This window comes from Caballeronia sp. LZ029 (assembly GCF_031451275.1).
GTDB classification, from domain to species: Bacteria; Pseudomonadota; Gammaproteobacteria; order Burkholderiales; family Burkholderiaceae; genus Caballeronia; species Caballeronia jiangsuensis.
In genome coordinates, this window is the sequence record NZ_JARUXO010000004.1 from 149,664 (window position 1) to 170,199 (window position 20,536).

A 20,536-nucleotide genomic window follows, 5' to 3' on the forward strand; every position below is an offset into this window, starting at 1 on the left:
CTGCCCGAGATTAGCGCCGTGCAATTCTTTGAGGTCGATAAGGCGCGGAATCTGGCGAAGTCGGTGACGGTGGCGATGCGGTCGCGATAATGCGCTTCGCGATGCGGCGTTTGATTAAGCTCCGCGCGTCTGTGCAGAATGACATGGCGTTTTGCTGGGCGTTTCTGCTTTGAAAGCCCCGCGCGTGTTGAGCGCGCGGGGCGTAATCGCACGTCTCGTAATGTTGCCCAGAGTCCGCGCGGATGGGTATGGATTTCCTGACTTCAACCCTTCGGGGCATCGGGTGGCGCGAGTAGGGGCCAGTTTGCCGCGTCTTGCGGGCAACATCAATCATGCGCTTCCATCGCCTCAAGGGCCTCCCGCTCGCCCGCTTCAGCGGCGAAGCGCGCCGACCCGCTGCGCCCGCAGTCGCCTAAAACTTGCAACACTAAGTCGGGGCAGTCGAGAGGAAAGCAACATGGAGTGTTGCCGTGAGACCCGCGCCGTCTTATTGTGTCCGTCAACCCCGGTGGATATTATACGAACTCCGTCACTGAGGGGGCCCTCGTGTCTCATATCCGCGTCGACAAGATTCACATCGAGAACTTCAAAAGAATCAAAAGTCAAGAGATTGAACTTAAGCCTTTGACCGCCCTTGTCGGCGGCAACACAAGCGGAAAAAGCAGCATTCTTCAGGGAGCGCAACTTTGCGTTTCGATGATGCAGGCTTGTTTTAAAGGAGAGAAGCGGGGCGGCAGGATTGAGCACCTCGGCACCTTGTCGAACGAAGCTGTGTCCTATCGACCGACGGAAATGCTGCTCTCACTCAGGCACGGTGGACCTGCAAACCAAACGAAATCGTTCGGAATGGGCTACACATGTACACGGATTGAAGACGATGGTACGTCGTCAACTTCAAAGTTGTCGGTGCAAGTCACGCGAGGGAAGAACGCAAACCTCGCTTTGACATTTGATGGAGACAAGCAGCTGATTGCACCACTTGGCGACAGAGACCGTCCCTTCTGCATTTTCGCTCCCGGACTTTCTGGTATTCCCTTGCGGGAAGAATGGAGGACACGCGGAGCCTTAGATGCATCCGCGATGCATGGCGATGCGAATCTATATTTGCGTTCCCTACTGGACCATTTGCTTCGGAAGGGCATGGACGAGGCGACAGTGGTCGCCTGGTGTCACGGTATGAAAGAGATTGACCAGTTGCCGCAGGACGCACCTTGGCGCGTCTTCTCCAGCTTGCTGGATGAGTGCTATCCAGGCGCGAGGATTTATATCTCCCACGATAGCAATCGCGACCGGTACGTGAATGTTTTCCTTGAGTACCTAGACCAGCGCTGTCCAATAGACATGGCATCAACGGGCATGTTGCAGGTCATACAGATTCTTGCCTATGCATGCTTTTACAGCCCGCCGTTGCTATTGTTGGATGAGCCGGACGCTCACCTGCACGCGGATAGCCAAGTCCGTTTGCATCAGGCGCTGCGGAATTTGACGCGAGAGACCAACACTAGGATTGTTCTGGCAACTCACTCACCGCAGCTCATCCAACTGCTGCTTGACGATTCCGAGGCGTCTGTGCTCTGGTTGGACAAGGGCAGCATCGTCCAGGTAGACCCTGGCGGGCGTCCTGCCATTCCTCTGCTCATGGAGTTGGGGGCCCTCACTGTAGGCGCCGAGGCGTTCAAGGCAGCAAACAAGATTATCCTACTCACGGAAGACAACGATACGGAGTGCGTTAAGGTCTTTGCAAAAGCCAACGGCGCTGAGGATTTCGCCTGTTTTTCATATAACGGATGTGCCAATCTCCCTAGTGCGCGCCAACTAGCACTATTGCTCTGCGAGTTGCGTCCGGATGTAAAGATTATCATCCATCGAGACCGGGACTTTCGGACTGTCGAGGAGATGGCGTTTGAAGCGGGCCTTTTCGAAAACTGGCGCAAGAGCGAAGGCGACCCGCGTATTGAAGAGGTCTTTACACCTGAAAACGATATCGAACACTCCTTTATCCAGCCAGGACATTTGCTCGAAGCGCTAGCGGGTGCAGTATCGCCCCCGATGGTCGAGCTGATGTTAGCCGAAGCGATAGCTCTCAAGCGTGACGATATCATTCACAGCGTTCGAAAAGCTCGCGAGGTGATTGAAAGGGATATCTATGACGCGGAACGAATGAAGAAGAAGGTCGCGTTGAGGCAGGCTTCAGCACTCCCTCAGAAGGCACCAAATGTAAAATGCTTTCTCCCGGAGGACGGGAAGACCCCTTTGACGCTAGCGCAGTGTCATGGGAAGACAGCCTATCAATCGCTTCTGCCGGTGATTCACCGCTTTCTCAAAGGCGACAGCAAGAGAATCAAGGGACTCGTGGTGAGAGAGTCGCACCACTTGGTCGACTCCAATTGGCAAGAGGCACTTGGTGTCGAGCCGCATGCCGAGGCCCAAGCGGAGGTCGCCGAAGAGGTGCCGCAAATTCCCTGAGTCGGGTATCTACGAAAATTAGTCGAACCAGGTCGGCGGCGGATTATTCGCAGCGATTTCTGCCAATGAATTAGGCTCGTCGACTAGCGCGCGCCCGTTGTGTACGGTAGACCCGTCGGCACCTGTCCAACCTACAACTCATCCCAAATGAAACAGCAACGATGAGACCATAATCGCCTTGTCGGTCGAGGTCAGGAGCAGGTGCGCCGCCGTCACGGGCGCTATCAGTATCCTCTTGCTCGAGCTCCGTCAAGATTCATCGACTTCCAAATATTTGCCCTCCGCAATTTCCATCTCGTCAACTAGCAATTGCGAGCAATGCGCCTGGCCACATATGGCCGCGCTGGGAGCGCTCGTCGCTGAAAGCCATTCCCTCCAGCCGAACGCCCGGGCTGGTGTGGAAAGGTCTGCGTTTCACTATTCCAACGTGTCTCCGCTCATTACACGCACTCATCGCTTTATCGACGACCCGATGTTCACCGATGTTGTCGATGTCGCAGGTGGTCCAGACCCTGGCTCACGGGTCGGCGCGTCAACTCGGCTCGTCGACCGCATTTTCTGCAACGCGGAGTCGGACTGGCGCGTCCATATCGTCAAGATGCGCCGTGTCTCGCATGACCTGACTCCGTTCATACTCCGGTCACTGCTCGAGCTATTTGCACATGAGCTGTTCCGGCGTGGTCAACACGCCGCAGTGCCGACCCTTCTCGTATTGGAAGAAGCTCACCATTACATGCGCTCGATTGGCTCGGGTGAGGAGGCCAGCGAGAACGCGCTCGCCTACGAACGTCTCGCCAAAGAGGGGCGCAAGTTTGGCCTTGCACTCTGGTTGAGCGCGCAGCGCCCAGGCTACTCGACTTTGGATGCAATGGCTCGTCAGTCAGAGCAAAGTGTTCATGGCGGACAGGTCGCTTGCGCAGTATGTCCGGACTGGTGACTCCGTGCCTTCTACGACTGCGGCTGCGGTGACCGCGGGAAATGTGGCGTGGGCGAAGTTCGCGAAAACGAAAATTATGTCGAGCGGCTCTTGGGACAGACGCGCCTATATTTACGCGCTCTCTGTACTAGCCAAGGATGAACGAGACAAGTTTCTGGGTCCACTCTCGAAAAATTCAGGCCTGACACTTCTCGACAAGTGGGTCATTGCCTGGGTCTCGAAGGGATGCCCCGCCGCTCCGCGCCCGTCAGGAAATCCCTTCTTGGAGTGAATTGTTGGCGCGCTTCAACCTGGCTAGCCCGAGCACTCATCGACTTCTGCTCGCTGCCGCCCTGTTGGCTAAGGTGACTCTGCGAAGGTCCATTGCGACAAGCGGTGGCTCACGACGCACAAGTATCCAGCTCTCGCAGGCTCATTCCGAACTGAGCGCGCCGCGCGAGCCGCGGCGATGGCCGATATCGAGGGTCGCTCAGCGTTGTCATCACCTTCCGAATCACAAGCTGAATCCCCTTCGCGCAGACGGAATCGCCGAGCTCGAGTGGCCTTTTAGCGTAGCCCAGACCTAAGTGCACCGCCAAGTCGATGTCTTAGGGCGAAGCAATCTGGCGCTGAGCAATGTCGCACGCCGTGTTCACAATCGTCGCCACAACGCGCTGGGCTACCAATCCATCTGACTCACTGATGACCATCACCGGCGTCCCTTCTGCCGAGAAAGCCGCAGGAGCAGCATCGCGGCTCACTTTTGATGTGGCGCGGTATGGCCGAAAGTGGCGCATTCGCGGCCAAAGGTACGTCATGTTGTCGACACGCTGGTCTAATTGGGTCGGCAAGGCAGGTTGGAATAACAAACCATCAAGCTGCAGCGACGCCTTAAGTTTTGATTGCCCGGCGACGCATATGCTGGAGGTCGTGATTCTACAAGCTTGGGCGAAGCACGCGAACGGAATTGGAAGGGAAAGTCACCCTGATTAGCGGGAACGGTGTTGCGCATTCGCTTGGGCTGTCCCGCTGCGTCGCAGAGCATTTCTAGGCGCCAGTGCCGGGCGTACATCGGTCGCCAGCGTGTCATGACGGAGGCGTCTGCCAGCGACGACTTCTTGGATGTGCGCGTTCTCTCACACAATGGGGCAAAAGCTGCCAGCTTGCGTTGCAATAAGCGGCGCAGCGCGATTACGATGATATGCAAACAAGCACCGGCCGGTCATTGAAAGAACACGGAAAAACGTGGCCAGAAAGACGCCTTCGAACGCTGGGCGGGAGAATCGTCAATATGAGCGTCGCAAATCGTCGTCAGCTAGATAACAAAAAGGAAAGTCAAAGATGTTAGACGAACGTCTTTCGCGAGGTCTTGCGGGCCGTTTTTTTGACGAACACAGTAGCTACTGTCGAGACGTTGACCGCGCGCTAGCAAGTTGGGCGGAGCGGGCTGGTGCGTTCAGCCATACCAACGAAAGATGGAAGCGATGGCTCGCTGAAACTGAAAAGATTCTTGGAAAGACGGTGCTAACGAAGACCGAGTACGGAACGAAGCGTAGGTCGCTGACCGTCTTTCATTACATTGGCGCACCGGACAAGAGCCCGCTTACTGACTGGGAGGAATCCGTCGTGCCAATTCAATTCATCGCTTACACCTTTCCACCAGCGATTGCGCTCGTGAAGTTTCCGTACCGGTGCTTTGTGGGTGAGCATACAATCGCTCGAGTGATTCAGCGCCTCGGGCTTGGAGATGACGCAGCGAGGGGGAAATACGACTTCCACAGACTGAACAGCGAATTGGTTCCACTTACGGCGTGGTCTATCGTTTGGATGACATGTATGAAGGACCTGGTTGAGCTGCCCAAAGCACCCAGGGAACTGCTCGCGTTTCCTATTCCGGCGCCGAACGGCATGTTCTTTTGCACAATCAACGTCCTGAAGCCGATTCTGAACGTCCGAACGTATGTTCACGACAGACAACTGTCCAGCCGGCAAGTTGAGTTGAAACAGAAGCTTCTTGGGTCGATGAAGGAGCACGAACAGGAACTGATATCGTTGATATCAGAAGACCTGCACGCGCCAGGTTCCGATTACGTCTGCCGCGCGGTGATAAGGCGGTTATCGGACTGCTCTGATAGTTGGCTCGATTCGATTTTCGAGCGATTGAACCGGACACCGGAAAGAGCCCGCGTGATGGCTCTCGTCAGTGAGACTATGCAAGCCTTGGCACTGGAGCCTTTGTCGATGGAAGTGTACGAGGCGCTAGATTACAAGGCTATGGTCGCTGCGTTCCGCCGGCCGGACGGCGCCAGTGTCATTGGCAGACTGATTGTAAAGGCCTCCGAAAACGGGGCGCACTTGCCCCTGTGCGCGCTGGTGGAAAAGAGTGAGCCGGACGCTACTGCGGCGACAGACCGGAATGGTCAATAGCTCGGTGCCGATGGAAGACGCGAAGGTTCGCCTCTTCTCTGCCATTTTAGCGCATTAGCCGTTTTACACGCACGGGACCTCGTTCGTGCTTTGAGCGACGGACTCGGCGCGACAGGTCAAAATCAATTTTCAGATGAACGCGCTTGGGAATTGATACGCAGGCAGCGCTTCGGAAACCAAATTTCCGATGTGAAACTCGGGGATATCGAAGGGGGACATGGGCTCGCTTGGTCAAGTGAAGACAGCGCCTGCTTCAAGGACACCGTGCCCGAGGCGTTGCAAATGGTGCTTCGCGCCCACGACGGCTACCCGTCAATAGTAGCGTTGCGCTCCATGCTGAAGGACCGGGCTTGTCGGGGCAACGATATCGTCTGCGAAGAGGGGCCTCCACTTTATCTTGCCCTTGCTTACGCTCCCGACCATGTGCGCATGAATCTCCATCAGGAGAGCGATTGGCCAACCATCTTTTTCGATATGTATGCGCGCAGCTTGAACGATATTCGAGACATCTTGATGGGCTCAATTAGCTTCCCGGAGAGTGTCGCGCCGTTGAGTCTGGCCGAAGCGGAATCAATGGGTGCGCCGTCACTTGCCGGCTGGCTCAAGGTTCATTGGGTATAGGCCCATAGTCGACTACGGGGGCTCATCAGTGTCGTCCGGCGCCACCGGTGTACAGACAACTCCATTCCCGTCGTCGCAACGGTCAGCATGCCACGGGTGTTCCCGTTATCGCCGAGCTGCACAGCGGAAGACCTCTAGTGCGGCTTCGACACTGCCCGAGTGGACGGTGAGCCACGAACTGCTGGTCAACCGTGACAGCGCTGGTTTGATGGACTAGGATGCTACTTAACAAACAGGGCGCGGCGTCACGCTAAGAGCCCGCCGCCGGGCACCACCTTGGCCTGCTAGCCGGGAAGCGAACCGGCTTTGGGAGGCGGCTAATGACGCAAGTCCTCGACTATTGCTTCGGAATCCAGTGGCTCGGCCAGTGTCCGCAGTACGACCCCCTCCATCCTCCGAGCTTCCTATCGCTCGGTAGCGCGCTCTCGGTTCTAACACTTGTCCTCACATTCCTTCAGCTCACCAAGGCCGAACACCGTTTCCGGGTAGCGGTCCGTCAGGTTGCTCGTCGAATAGGCCTGTGCGCCTTGGTCGGGGCATTCTTTTGTGCCGTGGCCTCGGCCGTTCTGCAGATTTTTGGCCAGAAGGGCCGCCTGGTTCCCCTGGTGGGCTACTCTGTCTTTTGGGAGTGGTTGGGCGTCGCGTTAGCCGCAGCCGGGATTGCAATATTAGCGCATTCTCACCTGGTCCCGGTTGTGTTCCGTAGCTTCAATCGACGTGCCTACGAGCGCGCCTGTCGCGCGGTCCTCTCATCAGGAAACGCAGAGGCTCGTGAACAGCTAGCGATAGAGCTTGCGCGCAGTGCAGACGCGATAGCAAGCAAGGCGGACAATGACACCCTAGATGCCGCCGATAATATTCTCCGACTTTTAACGGCAGATGAGCCATTTTGTAAACTTCTTGTTGAGCAGCACCCTGAAACCATTTTGAAATTCATGGCCGCGTTCGAGCGGCGCAGCGTGTTCAACCTGACGGTAAGACATTTTGGGCAGCAGATAGCAAAATTGGCTTTTGCAAGTGACGAGTCCGTTCTACAGAGAGAAGTCTCGCACGCGGAAAAAGCGGCGCCGTCACCAGACGGAATTGCGGGTTACTCAAAAGCCACTGTTATGAGGTCTTTGTTCAGCAGTCAAGATAGCTTAATACAATACGACCCGTTTGCGGCTTGGAATTCGTTCGCGCCGGAATGCCAGACACTCGGTGCGCTCGGACGTTATCGGGGAGCGATGTGGGTCGCTTTATCCGCATGGCATGCCGACCCCTCAAACCACTACGAATGGACGCCGTTTTACACCGGGTTAGAGAATATCGGACGGACCTTGCGCGCTTTCGCCACGGCTGCCGTCCGGATGAAAGGCTTGAAAGAGGCGGACCCCGTCGGCGCTTACCTAGAAAGGATGGAATTTACAGCGAAGACCTGCGATGACTGTCTGGTCCTTATATTCCGAGAAGGCAATGCGGTCACTGCTAAAGTAGATATCGACCCAAAGGACTCCTACAACTCTGTGTTTGATAACACAATTTTCGGAGCTATCTCAAGACTCGCTCAGGAAATACTAACTGCGGCGGCTCTTACTCACGGCGACGACGCGCTCGTGACGTTTGTCATTCCCCCGAACACCTGGCACCTGCTTACTTACGATGTCGAGCAACCAGGAGACGGATGGACCTCGCCGCGCTTCCTCAGATTGATGAATAGACGGATGCGCCATTTGGTGGTCGAAACCATTATTTCCGATGTCGCAAGTTTCCTTAAAGACCCCCAATCGCCGGAGGCTACTGGAACAGTGACCAGTGCACTTTTGAAAATTGAACGAGTATGGGACGTCGGCGCAGGTGGCCGGCCGGCTACGCACTCCATCCTCACGGACGACCTCCAATTTTTCGTGAGAAGCTACACGGCGTTGCTGTTTCAAGTTGATTCCAAAAGAGCGCTTTGTTTTTTCCCTCAAGGGGCCGAATACGACCAAGCGCAACGCACCCTCACGTTCGAAGCGCACAACAGGCCTGTTTGTGTGAAAGTTACCGCGTGGGAAGAAGTGTGCTACTGCGCCATACAGGGTAGCGCCTATGAACATGAGCCTTTGAACCGGGGTCTACGGGCGCTCTGCGCAAGGGCGCAGAATACCGGCTAATCGGAACGCCATCGCTGGCCAGCACAGCTACCGGGCCGCAAAGACGAAAATTCGTGATGTCGCAAAATTTAGAAACATTCCGGCGATTGACCCGGCGACTACAGCCAGCATCGGATGGTCTCTGGCAAGGGAGGCGTGGAGCACCGTCACTGCGAAAACGCCGTTATTGACAGCCCATCCAAGCAGATAGCAGCCCACGTAGCGCTTGAGCTCTTTGGACATTGAGCTCGCACTCGCTTTAATAGGCCTTAACAAAATGAGTTCTTCAATCTTCGCCAACAGCTGATGCAGCAGGCGATTTTCATGAAGGCTTCGTGGATGAACGCGAGCCGTTCGAAGCGGATGCGTAGCCGGCGAAAGTTGTGAAGCCACGAAATGGTTCGCTCCACGACCCAGCGTGTTTCGCCTAGTCCGCTGCCGTGAGGCTGACCGCGCCGAGCGATTTCGGTTGCAATGCCGGCGGCATGTAGTGGACGTCGATATTTGTCGTGGTCGTAGCCTCTGTCGCCTTGAACGACCCGAGGCTTCGATAGTGGTCTGCCACGCTTGCCGCTGATAGGCGGGATAGCCTCGACTAGCGCTGGAAGTTGAGTGACGTCGTTGCGGTTGGCGCCGGTCAGTATCACCGCGAGCGGGATGCCCTGCGCTTCGGTGATGAGGTGGTGCTTTGAACCGGGTCGCGCGCGGTCTGTGGGATTCGGTCCTGTTTTTGACCTGAGCCCACAGCGCGGATTGAGGAGGAATCGACGATGACGCGAGACCAGTCGATTTGGTCGGCGGCGCGAAGCCGCGCAAGCAGCAACTCGTGCAACTGGTCCCAGACGCCTGCCTCCTGCCAGTCACGCAGGCGGCGCCAGCAACTCATACCGCTGCCGCAGCCCATCTCACGAGGTAGCAGGTCCCACCGCAGGCCGGTCTGCAAGATAAAGAGGATGCCTGTGAGCACCGCACGATTGTCGAGCGGCTTGCGCCCTGGGTAACGGTGGCGCCGCAGTTTTGGAGGGGGCAGCAACGGTTCGACGAGTGCCCAAAGTTCGTCGTCGAGTATAGGTTTAGCCATTTCCCTTTCGTCGTCGAAACAATGAGCAGGTTAACAGCATTCATCGAGGGTTAACAGCCCCCTTCTTCATTTTGTTAACGCCTCTTAGCCAGCGCCGTTTTTGTCGACCCCTCCGACATTCGCGGCACTCCACGGCGAACGTCACGCGTAATGGTTCGCTTTCGTCAAGCGAAACCAAAGGCCATCAGAGCGGCAGCCTGGTCCTCGCTCGGGCACCCATCCCGCCAGTCAGTGGGATATGCGAGTCCTGCCCAGCCTTTCAGCCCGCCACGGCCAGAACGCCGCAACGTTTTCCTGTCGGTTCATCGAACACTGTCGTGCGATGAACCTCTGCCCTAGACGTTCGCGGTTGAGATGTTCATTTCCCACACCGCGCGGCGACTACCCGAATAGGGGTTGTCAAGACGCGCTCTCAACTCTTGGATAACCAGCCGAGTCCGCGCATGACCATCACCCTCCGCGGGACAACTAACGGTAAGCCGTTCTGCGACGAAGCGGTCGTCCAGCCAATACGGAAACTCGCGGGACCACGTACATCCTCAACGTCGAGACGCTTCAGTAGTCTATTACCGGGTGAATCGCATCAACGCGGCATAACTCGCGGCCCGGCACCTGAACATTGCGTGCCGCGGCGACGATTTCTCAGCGCCTCCGAGCCATCATTGGAGGCATAGTTTCCCTGCACTCGGACCACCTCCCAGCAGATTACGGCTAGCAACTCGCGAACTTTAGGGCGGCGTGCTCAAGTTTTGTTTGCTCCGGACGTAACCAGACAGGAGCTAGAGCAGTATCAATGAAGCGCCAGCGCACAAGCAGCCCAACGAAAATCGCACATTCGACATGTCATCAGTCTGAACCTGGGACCAAGTAATCATGAAAGCCCGAATCCTCCTCGCATTTGTCTGCACCGCGCTGTCACCATACGCGGTTGCGGGCAGTCCGTTCGCAGCAGTGTTTGCCGATACGACAACCACATTCTTCATTTTGCTGAACGCTGCTCTTACCTGCTATTTCCTCTTCTACCGGTTCAATCGCTTCGCGGTGGTGCACGGTCCGGAGATATTGACGACCGTCGGCATCCTTGGCTGCTTCTTGGGCATCGCACTTGCACTTTTGCATTTTGACGCGTCGAATGTTGCTGAAAGCGTTCCCCACCTTCTTGAAGGAGTCAAAACCGCGTTCTGGGCTTCAGTCAGCGGAGTCTTAGGGTCTCTCTTCATCCGGGCGAGACACGGCATCCAGACTAAGCCTATTCCGCAGCCCGACGGTGCGCCGAAGTCTGCGACGCTGGACGACGTTGTCGCCGCGACTCAAGCCCTCCAGCGCAGCCTATCGGGGACAGAGGAAGGAAGCCTGCTCTCCCAGCTGAAGCTGATGCGCCAAGAACAAGGCGACGAATCCAAGCAGTTGCGGTCCTCATTTGATACCTTCGCAAAGAGAATGTCAGAAGATGGCTCCAAAGCTCTCATCGAGGCGTTGAAGGAAGTTATTCGTGACTTCAATGCCCAAATTAACGAGCAGTTCGGTGAGAACTTCAAGCATCTCAATGCGGCCGTCGGGAATCTGGTCGTTTGGCAGCAGCAATATAAGGAAGAGCTCGATAAGCTACAGGCACTCCAAAAGTCTTCGGCCGACGACCTGCGCCAGTCGGCGGGCGCGTTGGCTTCCTTCATCGACCGCGCGTCGCGGTTCAGCGATGTAGCCAGCGCGTTGGACACGACGTTGCAGGGTCTCGTTCGCCAGCACCAGGAAATCGACGCGTCTCAGCGTTCGATGGCGGCCGTTCTCACGGAGATGAAGGATGTCACGCCGGAGTTCGCTCGAAAAATCGATGAGATGACGGACTCGATGAAGCAGAGCGTCGCAAGATTGCAATCCGACATCTCGGAATCAGTCAAGCTAAGCGGCACTCAGCTACAGCTAGCTGCCGCTCAGATGAAAGACGATATGGTGGCCACGCTCAAGCAGTCGCAGGTCGCCGTTGCAGGCGCCATCGAGGCGTCAGGTAATCACATGCAAGCCACTGTCGGCGATGTGAAGAATGTTCTCAGTGAGGCTTTGCACGGTTCCCAGGTGCATATCGCTGAAATCGTCAGGGCATCCGGCGTTCAGATGCAAGCCTCCGTCGGAGAGGTGAAGGACCTTCTGAGTGCGACGCTGCAGAAATCTCAGGCGGATATCGCGGAAATCGTTAGGGTGTCTGGTACTCAGATGCAGGCGTCTGTCGGCGACGTCAAGAATATTCTCGCCGAGACTGTGAAGAAATCCCAAGCGGATGCCATCGAGGTCGTGAAGGCGTGTGGCACCCAGATGCAGGCCTCGTCGGCAGAATTAAAAGACCTCCTTGATAGCACGCTTAAAAAGTCGCAGAGTGAAGTCAACGAAAGTCTCGGCAAGTCGATGGAGCACATCCGCCAAGGCGTGGTGACGCTCGACAAGGGCCTACAAGAAGAGCTCACGAAGAGCCTCGAGTCGCTCGGGCGGCAGTTGGCGTCGTTGTCAGAGAAGTTCGTGTCGGACTATGGCCCGTTGACAGACAGACTGCGGGATGTCGTCCGCATGGCCGGAACAGCTTGAGGTGCGAAATGGATGGGGAAAACAGCAACCAGTCGTACTGGATTCCGATGGCCGACCTGATGACCGGCTTGATGATGGTGTTCATGCTCTTGACTGCTGCCTTCATGCTCCGCGTCGAGAAGACAACGACACTCGTGGTCAAGGAGTACGAGTCGACGAAACAGGATATGCAATTGGCGCTTCAGAAGGAGTTCGCGAAGGACCTGAAGCAATGGAATGCGGAGATGTTGGGTGATATGACGATTCGGTTTAACGACCCAACAGTATTGTTCGCCACTGGCTCGTCGGAGCTGCGTCCAAGATTCAAAGAGGTTCTGCGTCAATTCTTTCCGCGTTACGTTGCCCTGCTGACTTCGAGTCAATACGAGGGCGCGGTTAAGGAGATTCGTATCGAAGGCCATACGAGCACTGCTTGGACTGGCACGACAGACGAAAGAACGGCGTACTTCCGAAATATGGAACTGTCGCAGGCACGGACGCGTAGCACGCTGGAGTATCTACTATCGCTGTCCGATGTAAAGCCGCACGACAAGTGGCTGGTTCAACACGTGACCGCTAACGGCCTATCTTCATCACACCCACTTACGTCCGGCGACAATTCCGCAGCCGCTCAGCACGCCAACCGGCGGGTCGAATTCCGCATTGTTACCAATGCGAGCGAGAAGATGGACCTCATCGCTGAGAAATTGCAGAGCAAATGAGTATTGAACTCCCCGATTTCTTGCGCTGGACCTCCTTCAATGGTCTCCGAACTCGGGTGCGCGCCCCCCTCGCGGCGCCGTTTGCTAAGAGAGTCGAATACCGGGAAATAGAGCTGTCCACGGAGGAACTCCTACAGACCCGTGGAATCGACGTCGATGCAGACGATATTGAGGTGCTGCAGGATGGAACTCTTGGCTACAAGGGGCGACGTGTTCTCGTCTACATTCGGGATGTGAACGTGATGGGAAACCGAGAACACATGCCGAGGTATCACTTTGCATTTTGTGCAACGCTGAGCAAAATGCATCAGAACGAGCGAGGTGAGCGGTATGTAGTGGCGACCAGGGACACGGGACTGTTTGAGGTCAACGTCATCGGCTCGACAGTTCAGCCGAAGGACGTGCGCCTAAACGTATGCCAAAACTGCCTCGTGCATATAACTTGGAACGGATTCGGCTACCACCAGGCAAAAGAGACTCGTGTGGAGCAGGTTAAGGGGTTCACGCTTGTGGACTTTTTCGAGAAGTACCCTCGTGACCTGCTATCTATGAAGCCGAAGTACACGTCCGATGATGCGCCGATAAATACCTATCCACAGGGCTGGGAAAACATATCGAGCACAGTCAGACGTCTACGTGGGTATCGATGCGAGAGTTGCTCGCTGGACCTCAGTGCGCATCCGCGTTATCTGCATGTACACCACCGCAATGGGCAGAAGAACGATAATCGCGACAACAATCTTGTTGCACTCTGTATCGGATGCCATGCACAAGAGCCACTGCATGCACATATCCGTCACTTGCCAGATGCACTCGAGTTCCGGCGATTGTACGGGACGCGCGAATAAGTTCGACCGACGGTAGAGCCGCCCGCTGCCCGCTGCCCGCTGCCCGCTGCGTCTGGCAGCTTGTCGTTCCCGGCCTCGGACCATGTTTTCTTTGTCGGGTGAACGGCCCCCATACCGTCGTCTCCGGCATGCAGATTGTGCCGTGACCCGCTAGGCCTCAAGAGACGCGCCGAGCTTTCCCTCGATGGAACGTCGTCCCCGGGAGTCACGTTCGCGGGCCGCAGAACTTTGTCGGTAAATCCCTTCTTCTATCGAGGCACAGGCTTGCAGGGGCGACGTCGAACGCGGCGCTGCAGTTGATGAGCGCTCAGTCGAATCCTGAACCGGATGCGACCATCCTGCAATCTCTCGGAGCTCGTCCATTCTCGGAGGGCATGCGGGCAGGCAACGGCGGGCAGCCTCTGGCGCCACACGAGACTTCGAAGCCTGCGAGAGAAAGCCGCATCTGGCGGGGCATCCCGAATTGCGTGGTCATTCTGTCGCCGGAGGCCCATGCGAAAGAAGACGTGCTAGCTATGCACAGAGCGGCTAGAGGATGCTTTCCCGGCTCAAGGGTGATTTGGGCTGACGTGCAACACCGCGCGATGCGAGATAGGTCGCTGGGTGGTCGAGGTTCATGGCCGACCGGTGTCAGATGCGCGCGGTAGCAACTTGGGAGGCGCTGATGCAACTTTCCTCGAAAACCCCGTCGCAGGACACAATGTCGGCAAAAAAACAGCGATTTGCCCCTGCGCCTCGAACGACAACCGTAAGCGCCTTAAAAAAACAACTATTTTTATCGTTCGTGACCAGTCTTCTCATAGAATGAATCATCGGCAAACTGGAAGCCAGCAGCAACGACCCTCGCAAACTCTTTTCGAGGAGACAAGTCGTGGCGAACGACGAAAACAACAAGTCGAAAGACGGTAATGTCGGAGCGACGGCCGCACGCGAGTCGGTTCTTAGCGTACGCCTTCGTCGCTGGTTTAGCAGGGAGGTATTACTCGTCCTAACTTTGACCCTCGGGCTGTTTGTCCTGCAAAAGCTGTTCGAGCATAAGGACGCCGCCCAGTGGGCTGAGCTTCTCACCTTTGACTATCTCGAACGCCTCTTACCTGTCACGGAAGAGGGCCGGCTGCCGGTCGTGGTGCTCGACATTCGCCACGTCGAAAACAAGAAGGGTTCAGACCGCTTGGAGACAGACCGCAAGCCTCTTGAAGACATCATCGTGGCGCTTGGTGCAGCAAAAGCCGCGGCAATCGGCGTTGATATCGACTTTTCCGGCAACAACGGGGGATACTACGACCCAGAGGACGACCCCGAATTCTTTCGAATCTGTAGAGATGTCACAAGTAACGGTACGCCCGTCTTTCTCGGCGTTTGGCGGGGGAGAGAGGCCGAGCCGAAAGCGTGGTTGGCTTTGGAAATCAATAAAGGAATGGCTGCTCGCGTCGAGGCACCAAGCAATGTAACTCACTCGAAGAACAATGAGTCTGCCTCTGATGGCGCTCCGGAGATTGGCTCGCAGGTCACTCACACCCTCGCTCGTATAGCTAAGGACTTCCCCGGAAATGGGGCGTCGATGCCGTCGATGGGATATGCCCTTGCTGAGGCATACTTCAAAAAAGGACATCCGAGGCCAGAGGTTCCGGTGTACTCGTTTCTCCTTTCCAAAGAAAGCAACCCGATTGGCAACTTCAGCAAAATCGGACAACTGCGCCGGGAACGAAGTCTAGCGTGGACCACGGCTGCTATCGCTGCAACATCGGAGGACTTCCAGGGAAAAATCGTTCTCATTGGCGACGTGGAGGACATGAATCGAGTGCAAACAGATTCTTTCCAGCCGCCAATCGGTCCGCGCCGCGCTGGAGTGCTGTACCACGCAAGCGCCGCCTATACTTTCATTAAAGAACCCTTGTACGAATTTAACCCTTGGGTTCGGTTTTTTCTGGACGTTTCAGGAGCATTCCCTTTTCTAATTGCCATATATGTTAAGCACAAGTGGGCGCCCGATGAAAAGGAGCACGCTGGACGACGCGAGCGGATTGATGGGTGGGCGTTGGCCGGCGCCCTGCTGGTCTTGTTAATTTTCGGCGCAATATGCATGGTGGGTTTCGGAATTATGTGGCTCGAAGCGCTGATTGCCGGGCTTGCGTTGATTTTGCATGCAATATTCGGGCGAAGAATTGATAACCACTTGAAGAGGTTTCACGCGTGGCGAGAAAAGCGCAACGCCGGAGCGAAATTGTGAACTCACTTCCAAAGGTAACCTTAACCGCGTTTTTTCTTTCGCTGGCCGCGCATGCCGCCGCCGCGGAACCGGTCGCCTATTTGGAAAAGGCGCCGCGGGAAAAAAATGCTTCATGTGAGCGTTACACTGGGCCCTCGACGGCCCCCGCGCGCCTCCAAGAGAAGGACACGCTGCTAGCTGAGGACATGATGCGATGTCATTGTCATTCGGCGCGGGCGCTTATCCACTTCTATGAAACCGATGTCCAGCGTAACGTTAACTGTGGCGCGAAGTGGGCTGGTATTGGGAACCCCGTGCCCTTAGGCAAGGAATGGCCCAGCCTCGAAGTTCCCCATCCGAACGAGGAGCGACCTCTGTACCGCCCGGCGGAGATAATTCCTCTGAAGCGTTCAGAAAACGCGGGCTTGACGAACTTCTATTATCTAGCGCTCGACCGGGACGGAACATCCGACGCCCTTTCAAACTATCCGGACAGCGGTATAAGTTTGCCATCGGGCAGCCATCGCTTTTCCGTTGCGGGAAGCGCGGAAACAATGCACCTGTTCACACTGGACGGAGAGAAAGCAAAGAAACTCTACGGCTCAGTGCCGCGTCTCGTCGCGCTTTGGACACCAACAGACATCACTGGTAAATCCGGAAAAGCCGTCATCGAGGGCATTGGTTCTAGATTTTTTATTGTTACCGACGAATTCGGCCCGCCCATCGCACGTGATGAAAAAATAGCTGAGCGAATTCAGGCTGCTCTCGCAAAGAAGGGCGTGCAATTTGACGGGCTTTATTGGAACGCGAAGGGCGGCAACGTAAGTCTCGGAAGCGTTGCGTCAGACTATTGGGCGCTTTCGCAAGCAGCCGGAGTCGTCAAGGGAATTCCGGGCGTAAAATCGGTGAATCAGCAGATAATCCAGTTTCCAGCGGGTGATAATGGAGTCGTAGACTGGAATCAACTTGAATGGCGATGACTGAGTCCGCAATCAACCGGCAGGTGAGCATTCTCCAAAGTTTGTATCGATAGCCACTTTGTGATTATATGTGACTCATTTGCGAAAAAAAGACAGCTGCGAACGGTAACATGGAGGCTCGAAGTTGGCGAAGCATCAGTTGGGCAAGCTATTTTTCGGTTCGAAGGGCAGTCGCCGTCGAAGTTCTTGACTAGCAATGTCGTTGATAAGCCGGAAGGCACTGGCCACTTTCTGAGTCTCCTCAGGGTCGATGCCGAAACCGTCGAAGGCGTCGCGCCACTGACTGACGACCTCCCAGACATCGGCGATAAGCTCGCAGGCAAACGCCTCGGATATTTGAAATGCGTCGTGGCCGCTCAACACATTGTCGAGCGTCGCCAATCGGCCGCCTTTGCCAACACCGAGATGATGGAAGCGCTCGCTCGCAATACTGGGCTGAGGTAACACGTCGTACACTGGGCTCAGGCACAACTCTTCAGCTCTGTGTCCCACAAAAAGCGAAATTTCGAAGTTGGTCGTCGTTGTTGCTCACAAAAATATTGAAGACCATCCTTTTGTAAAGCTCAGCCAGCCCGTCGTACGCGAGCAGCGTTCGGCAATGCTTCTGCATGCAAGCGCCCAACGCTGCGTACGACATGCTCCGCGCGTCCATCTCATCACAGCCTGCGCGCGTTAGTCCGCTGACAAACGGCACGCGGTGTTCAGTCTCACCGACTCCAGCGTCCCCGCGCACGAACCGGGCATCACCCTTCGTCGTTGCGCCTCCCGGATTCGCCCAATAGCGGTCGAATCTGCGAACGAGCAGAACATTGCGGTCATTGACTCGAGTCAATCGCGCTGATGGCACTCGAAGCCCCGCTCTTTCTGCCAAGCATAGCGTCGCGTATTCAATGGCGGGCACATCGACGCGGTCTCCCTCGCTCGCGAACTTAGCGAGGTGCAGTGTTCCCTGCTCATCGCGAACGGAGGCTTTGGGACGAGCTCCGCCCAGTGCCGCGCCTTGCACGGATATGTCCGCAAGCTCCGGTGGAACGGGAAGCCCGCGCTCAATGAGACTGGCTCCCTCCGCGAGTCTCGGCAAAGCGTCCCACGAATCATCGCCTTCGAGCGACGGTGCGGACGTATCGCAGCGAACGTCGAGCGCACCGACGCGGTCGCTTCCGGCTTGGAGGAGATACTGAGATTCGGGCAGGCCGTTGAGGGAGGCGCCCAGCTTCGCTTCAATAACGCGTCGGCCCCATGCATCTGGCGTAGCATCGCGAATCGCGCCGAAGTACGCAAGGGAATTGGCGGGAGACTCCTCGAGTTCAGCAGCGCGACGTTTGCCGGCAAGGCTCAGGCTGACGGGGTCTATTTCAAAAGCCTTGGCTCTTCGCGGATACGCTCGGTCGTATGCAAAGGTCGATGCCACCAAATCGGCACCGTCCTCGGTGAGCGACAATTGCCCGCATGGGACCCACGACCCATCCATGTTTGCAAACACGCACAGATGAGAGACTTTCTCGGCTTTAATGGGAGTCTCCCCGTTATTTTGGTGCCAGTTGCCGGGCGTACCGCATCGCCGCGCGAAAACCTACTGCGCGCCGCATTGCCTGCGGCAGAGTTCGGGTTCCTAGGCTTTCAAACGTGTAGGCGAGTTCGAAAAACATGGCCCATGCATCACTCATAGCGCTCATCGCGCGCGTCACCCGAGCTAATCTCGACCCAAGCCGGTCTCGTCGGGCGAAGAGCGCGGGGTAGAAGTAGTCGCGGCCGATTTTGGTTGCAAAGATGGTTCTCTGCTTCAGCCGCCTCGCGAGCTGAGCGCGGGAGATGCCGGAGCGACGGCAAAACTCCGCCGCGGTCAGCAGGTACCTCTCCTGAATTAGCCGGCGCCGCGCTCGCCGCACTTCGCGCACCGCTTCTCGCTCATCGGTGTTCGATAGGTCGCCGTGTATGCGAGCGCTTCTCATGTTGTTTGCACCCGCGCCAGCTTCTTTAGCATGCTGAAGACCGCATCGCATAGGTCGGTCACGCTCGGACGTTTTGTCGCGAGTTTGAGCTTGTGAACAATCGGCAGTTCAACACCCCGGATACGGCCCACACGTCGATTTTTTCATACGTCGGCTCATGAAGCAGATGCGAAGATGCCCGCACGAAGCGGGCTCCTGGGTCAACACGAAGAATGGGCGTTAGGCAGCCGCGTCCTTCAGCTTCTTGAGAGCACGTACCTTCAGCTTGACCGTCGCCGGCTTGGCATCAAAGCAGCGCTCCTGTCCTGTGAACGGGTCCTTGCCGAAGCGGCGCTTGACGGCCGGCGACTGCTACGAAAACTCGATGCGCATGCGAACCCACCCAGGCTATTGCGGAGAGCCTGCGCAATCTGGCGCTGTGTTGGTACGATGAAGCCGGTCATGCGTTGCTCCCAGAGTTATCCATTCATGTGTAGCACACCCACCCCCGACGGCGCTTAGCGCAGAGGTCCTGTCTTCATAGTCGCGTGTCGGCAGCGCCGCAGCGCGGAGATTTTCATAGCGCGCATGGGGGAGGCCGTTTCGGCTTTGATATGCATAAAGAATTCAACGAGACTGCTTGATTTTTAGACCTCGACATTGCGGTGAGGTTTTTCCCGGACGGGCTTGTTTCGGGGAGGAAAACCTTCTATTACTAAGAGGTTTCCGGAGGTCCGCCAACTAATCAGAATCGGTTCTTTGAGGAGACGTCGATGACCCATTGCCGGCAGCATTCCCCCTCTACGGTAGGAAGGTTCCTTCCGATACTCCTCGCCTTGTCCGCCCTCACCACGCCGACCCTTGCGGGAGCCCAGGCGCCAGGGTGTGCGCTGCAGGCGCCGAATCCGTTGAATCTGGACGTCGTCAAGCCGCTCTTCCGCCAGCATTTCTGCGTTGGGATGGCTGACGCTCGATGTGAGCGTCGATGGTCAAACATCAACCCACTGATGACCAAGCTGTCGACGGACCCAAAGGTGCCGACCGTCGGCACTGCTGCGTTCATGCTCGCGACGACGTTTGTCGAAACAGGAATCAAGGATTTCGACCCAGGGACTGTCGAGATTCTCAAGAGTCCGCCTCCTAACTATGCGCCTGACTGGCTTGGGCGTGGATGGGTACAACTCACCTACAAGGACAAGTATGCGCTCGTCGGACAGGCGTTGAACCTCGACCTGGTCGGACACCCGAATTTGGCCCTCGAACCGGACAACTCATACCGCATCCTTGTCTGGGCAGTGATGAATGGGGCGCTGGAAAACTATCGGCGCACGCCCGGTGGAGGATGTGATGCGAATAAACGATGCTATCCGCCCATCAAGCTTGGCGACTTCGTGAACTCGACCAAGGCCGACTATGGCCGCGCCCGGGCGGTCATCAACGCCAATTGCTCGAAGCCCAAAGGTCAGTCCTGCACTGACGTCATGTACCAGGGTAAGGGCTACATTCCACCGGTCGAGCGAATCGACGCGGCGACCTTGAATGCACGCGTCGCCGGTCAGTTCGAAGAGATGCTGTGCAAGGGGATGGGGCTCTAGCAATAAATCGGGCTCGGAGAACAAGGTCGCCTGGCGCGCTGCTCGGAGGGCGGCGGCGCCTCTCTGTAAG

General features: G+C 56.5%; 14 protein-coding genes and 2 pseudogenes. 11 read left to right on the forward strand and 5 right to left on the reverse strand.

The features are described from left to right. Positions 1-546: 546 nt before the first annotated feature. Both QCE73_RS26680 and QCE73_RS26685 read left to right on the forward strand, forming a co-directional pair. Positions 547-2,466 (forward strand): AAA family ATPase, encoded by a 1,920-nt coding sequence (locus tag QCE73_RS26680; protein ID WP_309884307.1) that lies wholly within the window; start codon positions 547-549, stop codon positions 2,464-2,466. Between the two features lie 334 nt (positions 2,467-2,800). Beyond that, a complete protein-coding gene (locus tag QCE73_RS26685) occupies positions 2,801-3,403 on the forward strand; it encodes a hypothetical protein (protein ID WP_309884308.1) in 603 nt (200 codons plus the stop codon). 380 nt (positions 3,404-3,783) lie between these two features. Here the strand turns inward: QCE73_RS26685 and QCE73_RS39440 are convergent. Next, positions 3,784-4,155, reverse strand: a pseudogene (locus QCE73_RS39440) (3-hydroxyacyl-CoA dehydrogenase family protein); the annotation flags it as partial. Between the two features lie 568 nt (positions 4,156-4,723). Here QCE73_RS39440 and QCE73_RS26695 point away from each other — a divergent pair. The 3 genes from QCE73_RS26695 to QCE73_RS26705 all read left to right on the forward strand — a co-directional run bounded on the left by QCE73_RS26695 (position 4,724) and on the right by QCE73_RS26705 (position 8,565). Beyond that, positions 4,724-5,809, forward strand: coding sequence for a hypothetical protein (locus tag QCE73_RS26695; RefSeq protein WP_309884310.1), 1,086 nt, complete (start codon positions 4,724-4,726; stop codon positions 5,807-5,809). A gap of 90 nt (positions 5,810-5,899) precedes the next feature. Further along, the gene (locus QCE73_RS26700) at positions 5,900-6,430 is read left to right on the forward strand and encodes a hypothetical protein (RefSeq protein ID WP_309884312.1); all 531 of its coding nucleotides are present in this window, start codon (positions 5,900-5,902) and stop codon (positions 6,428-6,430) included. A gap of 320 nt (positions 6,431-6,750) precedes the next feature. Next, positions 6,751-8,565 (forward strand): hypothetical protein, encoded by a 1,815-nt coding sequence (locus QCE73_RS26705; protein ID WP_309884313.1) that lies wholly within the window; start codon positions 6,751-6,753, stop codon positions 8,563-8,565. A 248-nt stretch (positions 8,566-8,813) separates the two neighbouring features. Here QCE73_RS26705 and QCE73_RS26710 read toward each other — a convergent pair. Beyond that, positions 8,814-9,625, reverse strand: a protein-coding gene (locus tag QCE73_RS26710; RefSeq protein WP_309884314.1) for an IS5 family transposase whose coding sequence is annotated in 2 segments (ribosomal slippage) — positions 8,814-9,277 and positions 9,277-9,625 — 813 coding nt in all. Because the reading frame shifts where the segments join, the coding sequence is not laid out codon by codon here. 873 nt (positions 9,626-10,498) lie between these two features. Between QCE73_RS26710 and QCE73_RS26715 the strand changes: the two genes are divergently transcribed. The 5 genes from QCE73_RS26715 to QCE73_RS26735 all read left to right on the forward strand — a co-directional run bounded on the left by QCE73_RS26715 (position 10,499) and on the right by QCE73_RS26735 (position 16,940). Continuing rightward, positions 10,499-12,202: a hypothetical protein gene (locus tag QCE73_RS26715; RefSeq protein WP_309884315.1), complete on the forward strand. Its 1,704-nt coding sequence runs from the start codon at positions 10,499-10,501 to the stop codon at positions 12,200-12,202. Positions 12,203-12,210: 8 nt separating this feature from the next. After that, complete coding sequence (locus QCE73_RS26720) at positions 12,211-12,903, forward strand: OmpA family protein (protein WP_309884316.1); 693 nt, start codon at positions 12,211-12,213, stop codon at positions 12,901-12,903. Further along, positions 12,900-13,751: an HNH endonuclease gene (locus tag QCE73_RS26725; RefSeq protein WP_309884317.1), complete on the forward strand. Its 852-nt coding sequence runs from the start codon at positions 12,900-12,902 to the stop codon at positions 13,749-13,751. The genes QCE73_RS26720 and QCE73_RS26725 overlap by 4 nt, the downstream gene beginning before the upstream one ends. An 871-nt stretch (positions 13,752-14,622) precedes the next feature. Further along, a complete protein-coding gene (locus QCE73_RS26730; RefSeq protein WP_309884318.1) occupies positions 14,623-15,981 on the forward strand; it encodes a CHASE2 domain-containing protein in 1,359 nt (452 codons plus the stop codon). After that, the gene (locus tag QCE73_RS26735; protein WP_309884319.1) at positions 15,978-16,940 is read left to right on the forward strand and encodes a BON domain-containing protein; all 963 of its coding nucleotides are present in this window, start codon (positions 15,978-15,980) and stop codon (positions 16,938-16,940) included. Before QCE73_RS26730 ends, QCE73_RS26735 begins: the two co-directional genes overlap by 4 nt. A gap of 135 nt (positions 16,941-17,075) precedes the next feature. On the opposite strand, the gene QCE73_RS26740 is transcribed toward QCE73_RS26735, so the two are convergent. The 3 genes and pseudogenes from QCE73_RS26740 to QCE73_RS26750 all read right to left on the reverse strand — a co-directional run. Continuing rightward, positions 17,076-17,321, reverse strand: a complete 246-nt coding sequence (locus tag QCE73_RS26740; RefSeq protein WP_309884320.1) for a hypothetical protein — start codon at positions 17,319-17,321, stop codon at positions 17,076-17,078. Positions 17,322-17,415: 94 nt separating this feature from the next. Then, positions 17,416-18,381 (reverse strand): HipA domain-containing protein, encoded by a 966-nt coding sequence (locus QCE73_RS26745; protein WP_309884321.1) that lies wholly within the window; start codon positions 18,379-18,381, stop codon positions 17,416-17,418. 730 nt (positions 18,382-19,111) lie between these two features. Beyond that, positions 19,112-19,243: pseudogene (locus tag QCE73_RS26750) on the reverse strand (DNA-binding protein); the annotation flags it as partial. Positions 19,244-19,707: 464 nt separating this feature from the next. Between QCE73_RS26750 and QCE73_RS26755 the strand changes: the two are divergent. Next, positions 19,708-20,466, forward strand: a complete 759-nt coding sequence (locus QCE73_RS26755) for a hypothetical protein (protein ID WP_309884322.1) — start codon at positions 19,708-19,710, stop codon at positions 20,464-20,466. Positions 20,467-20,536: the final 70 nt, after the last annotated feature.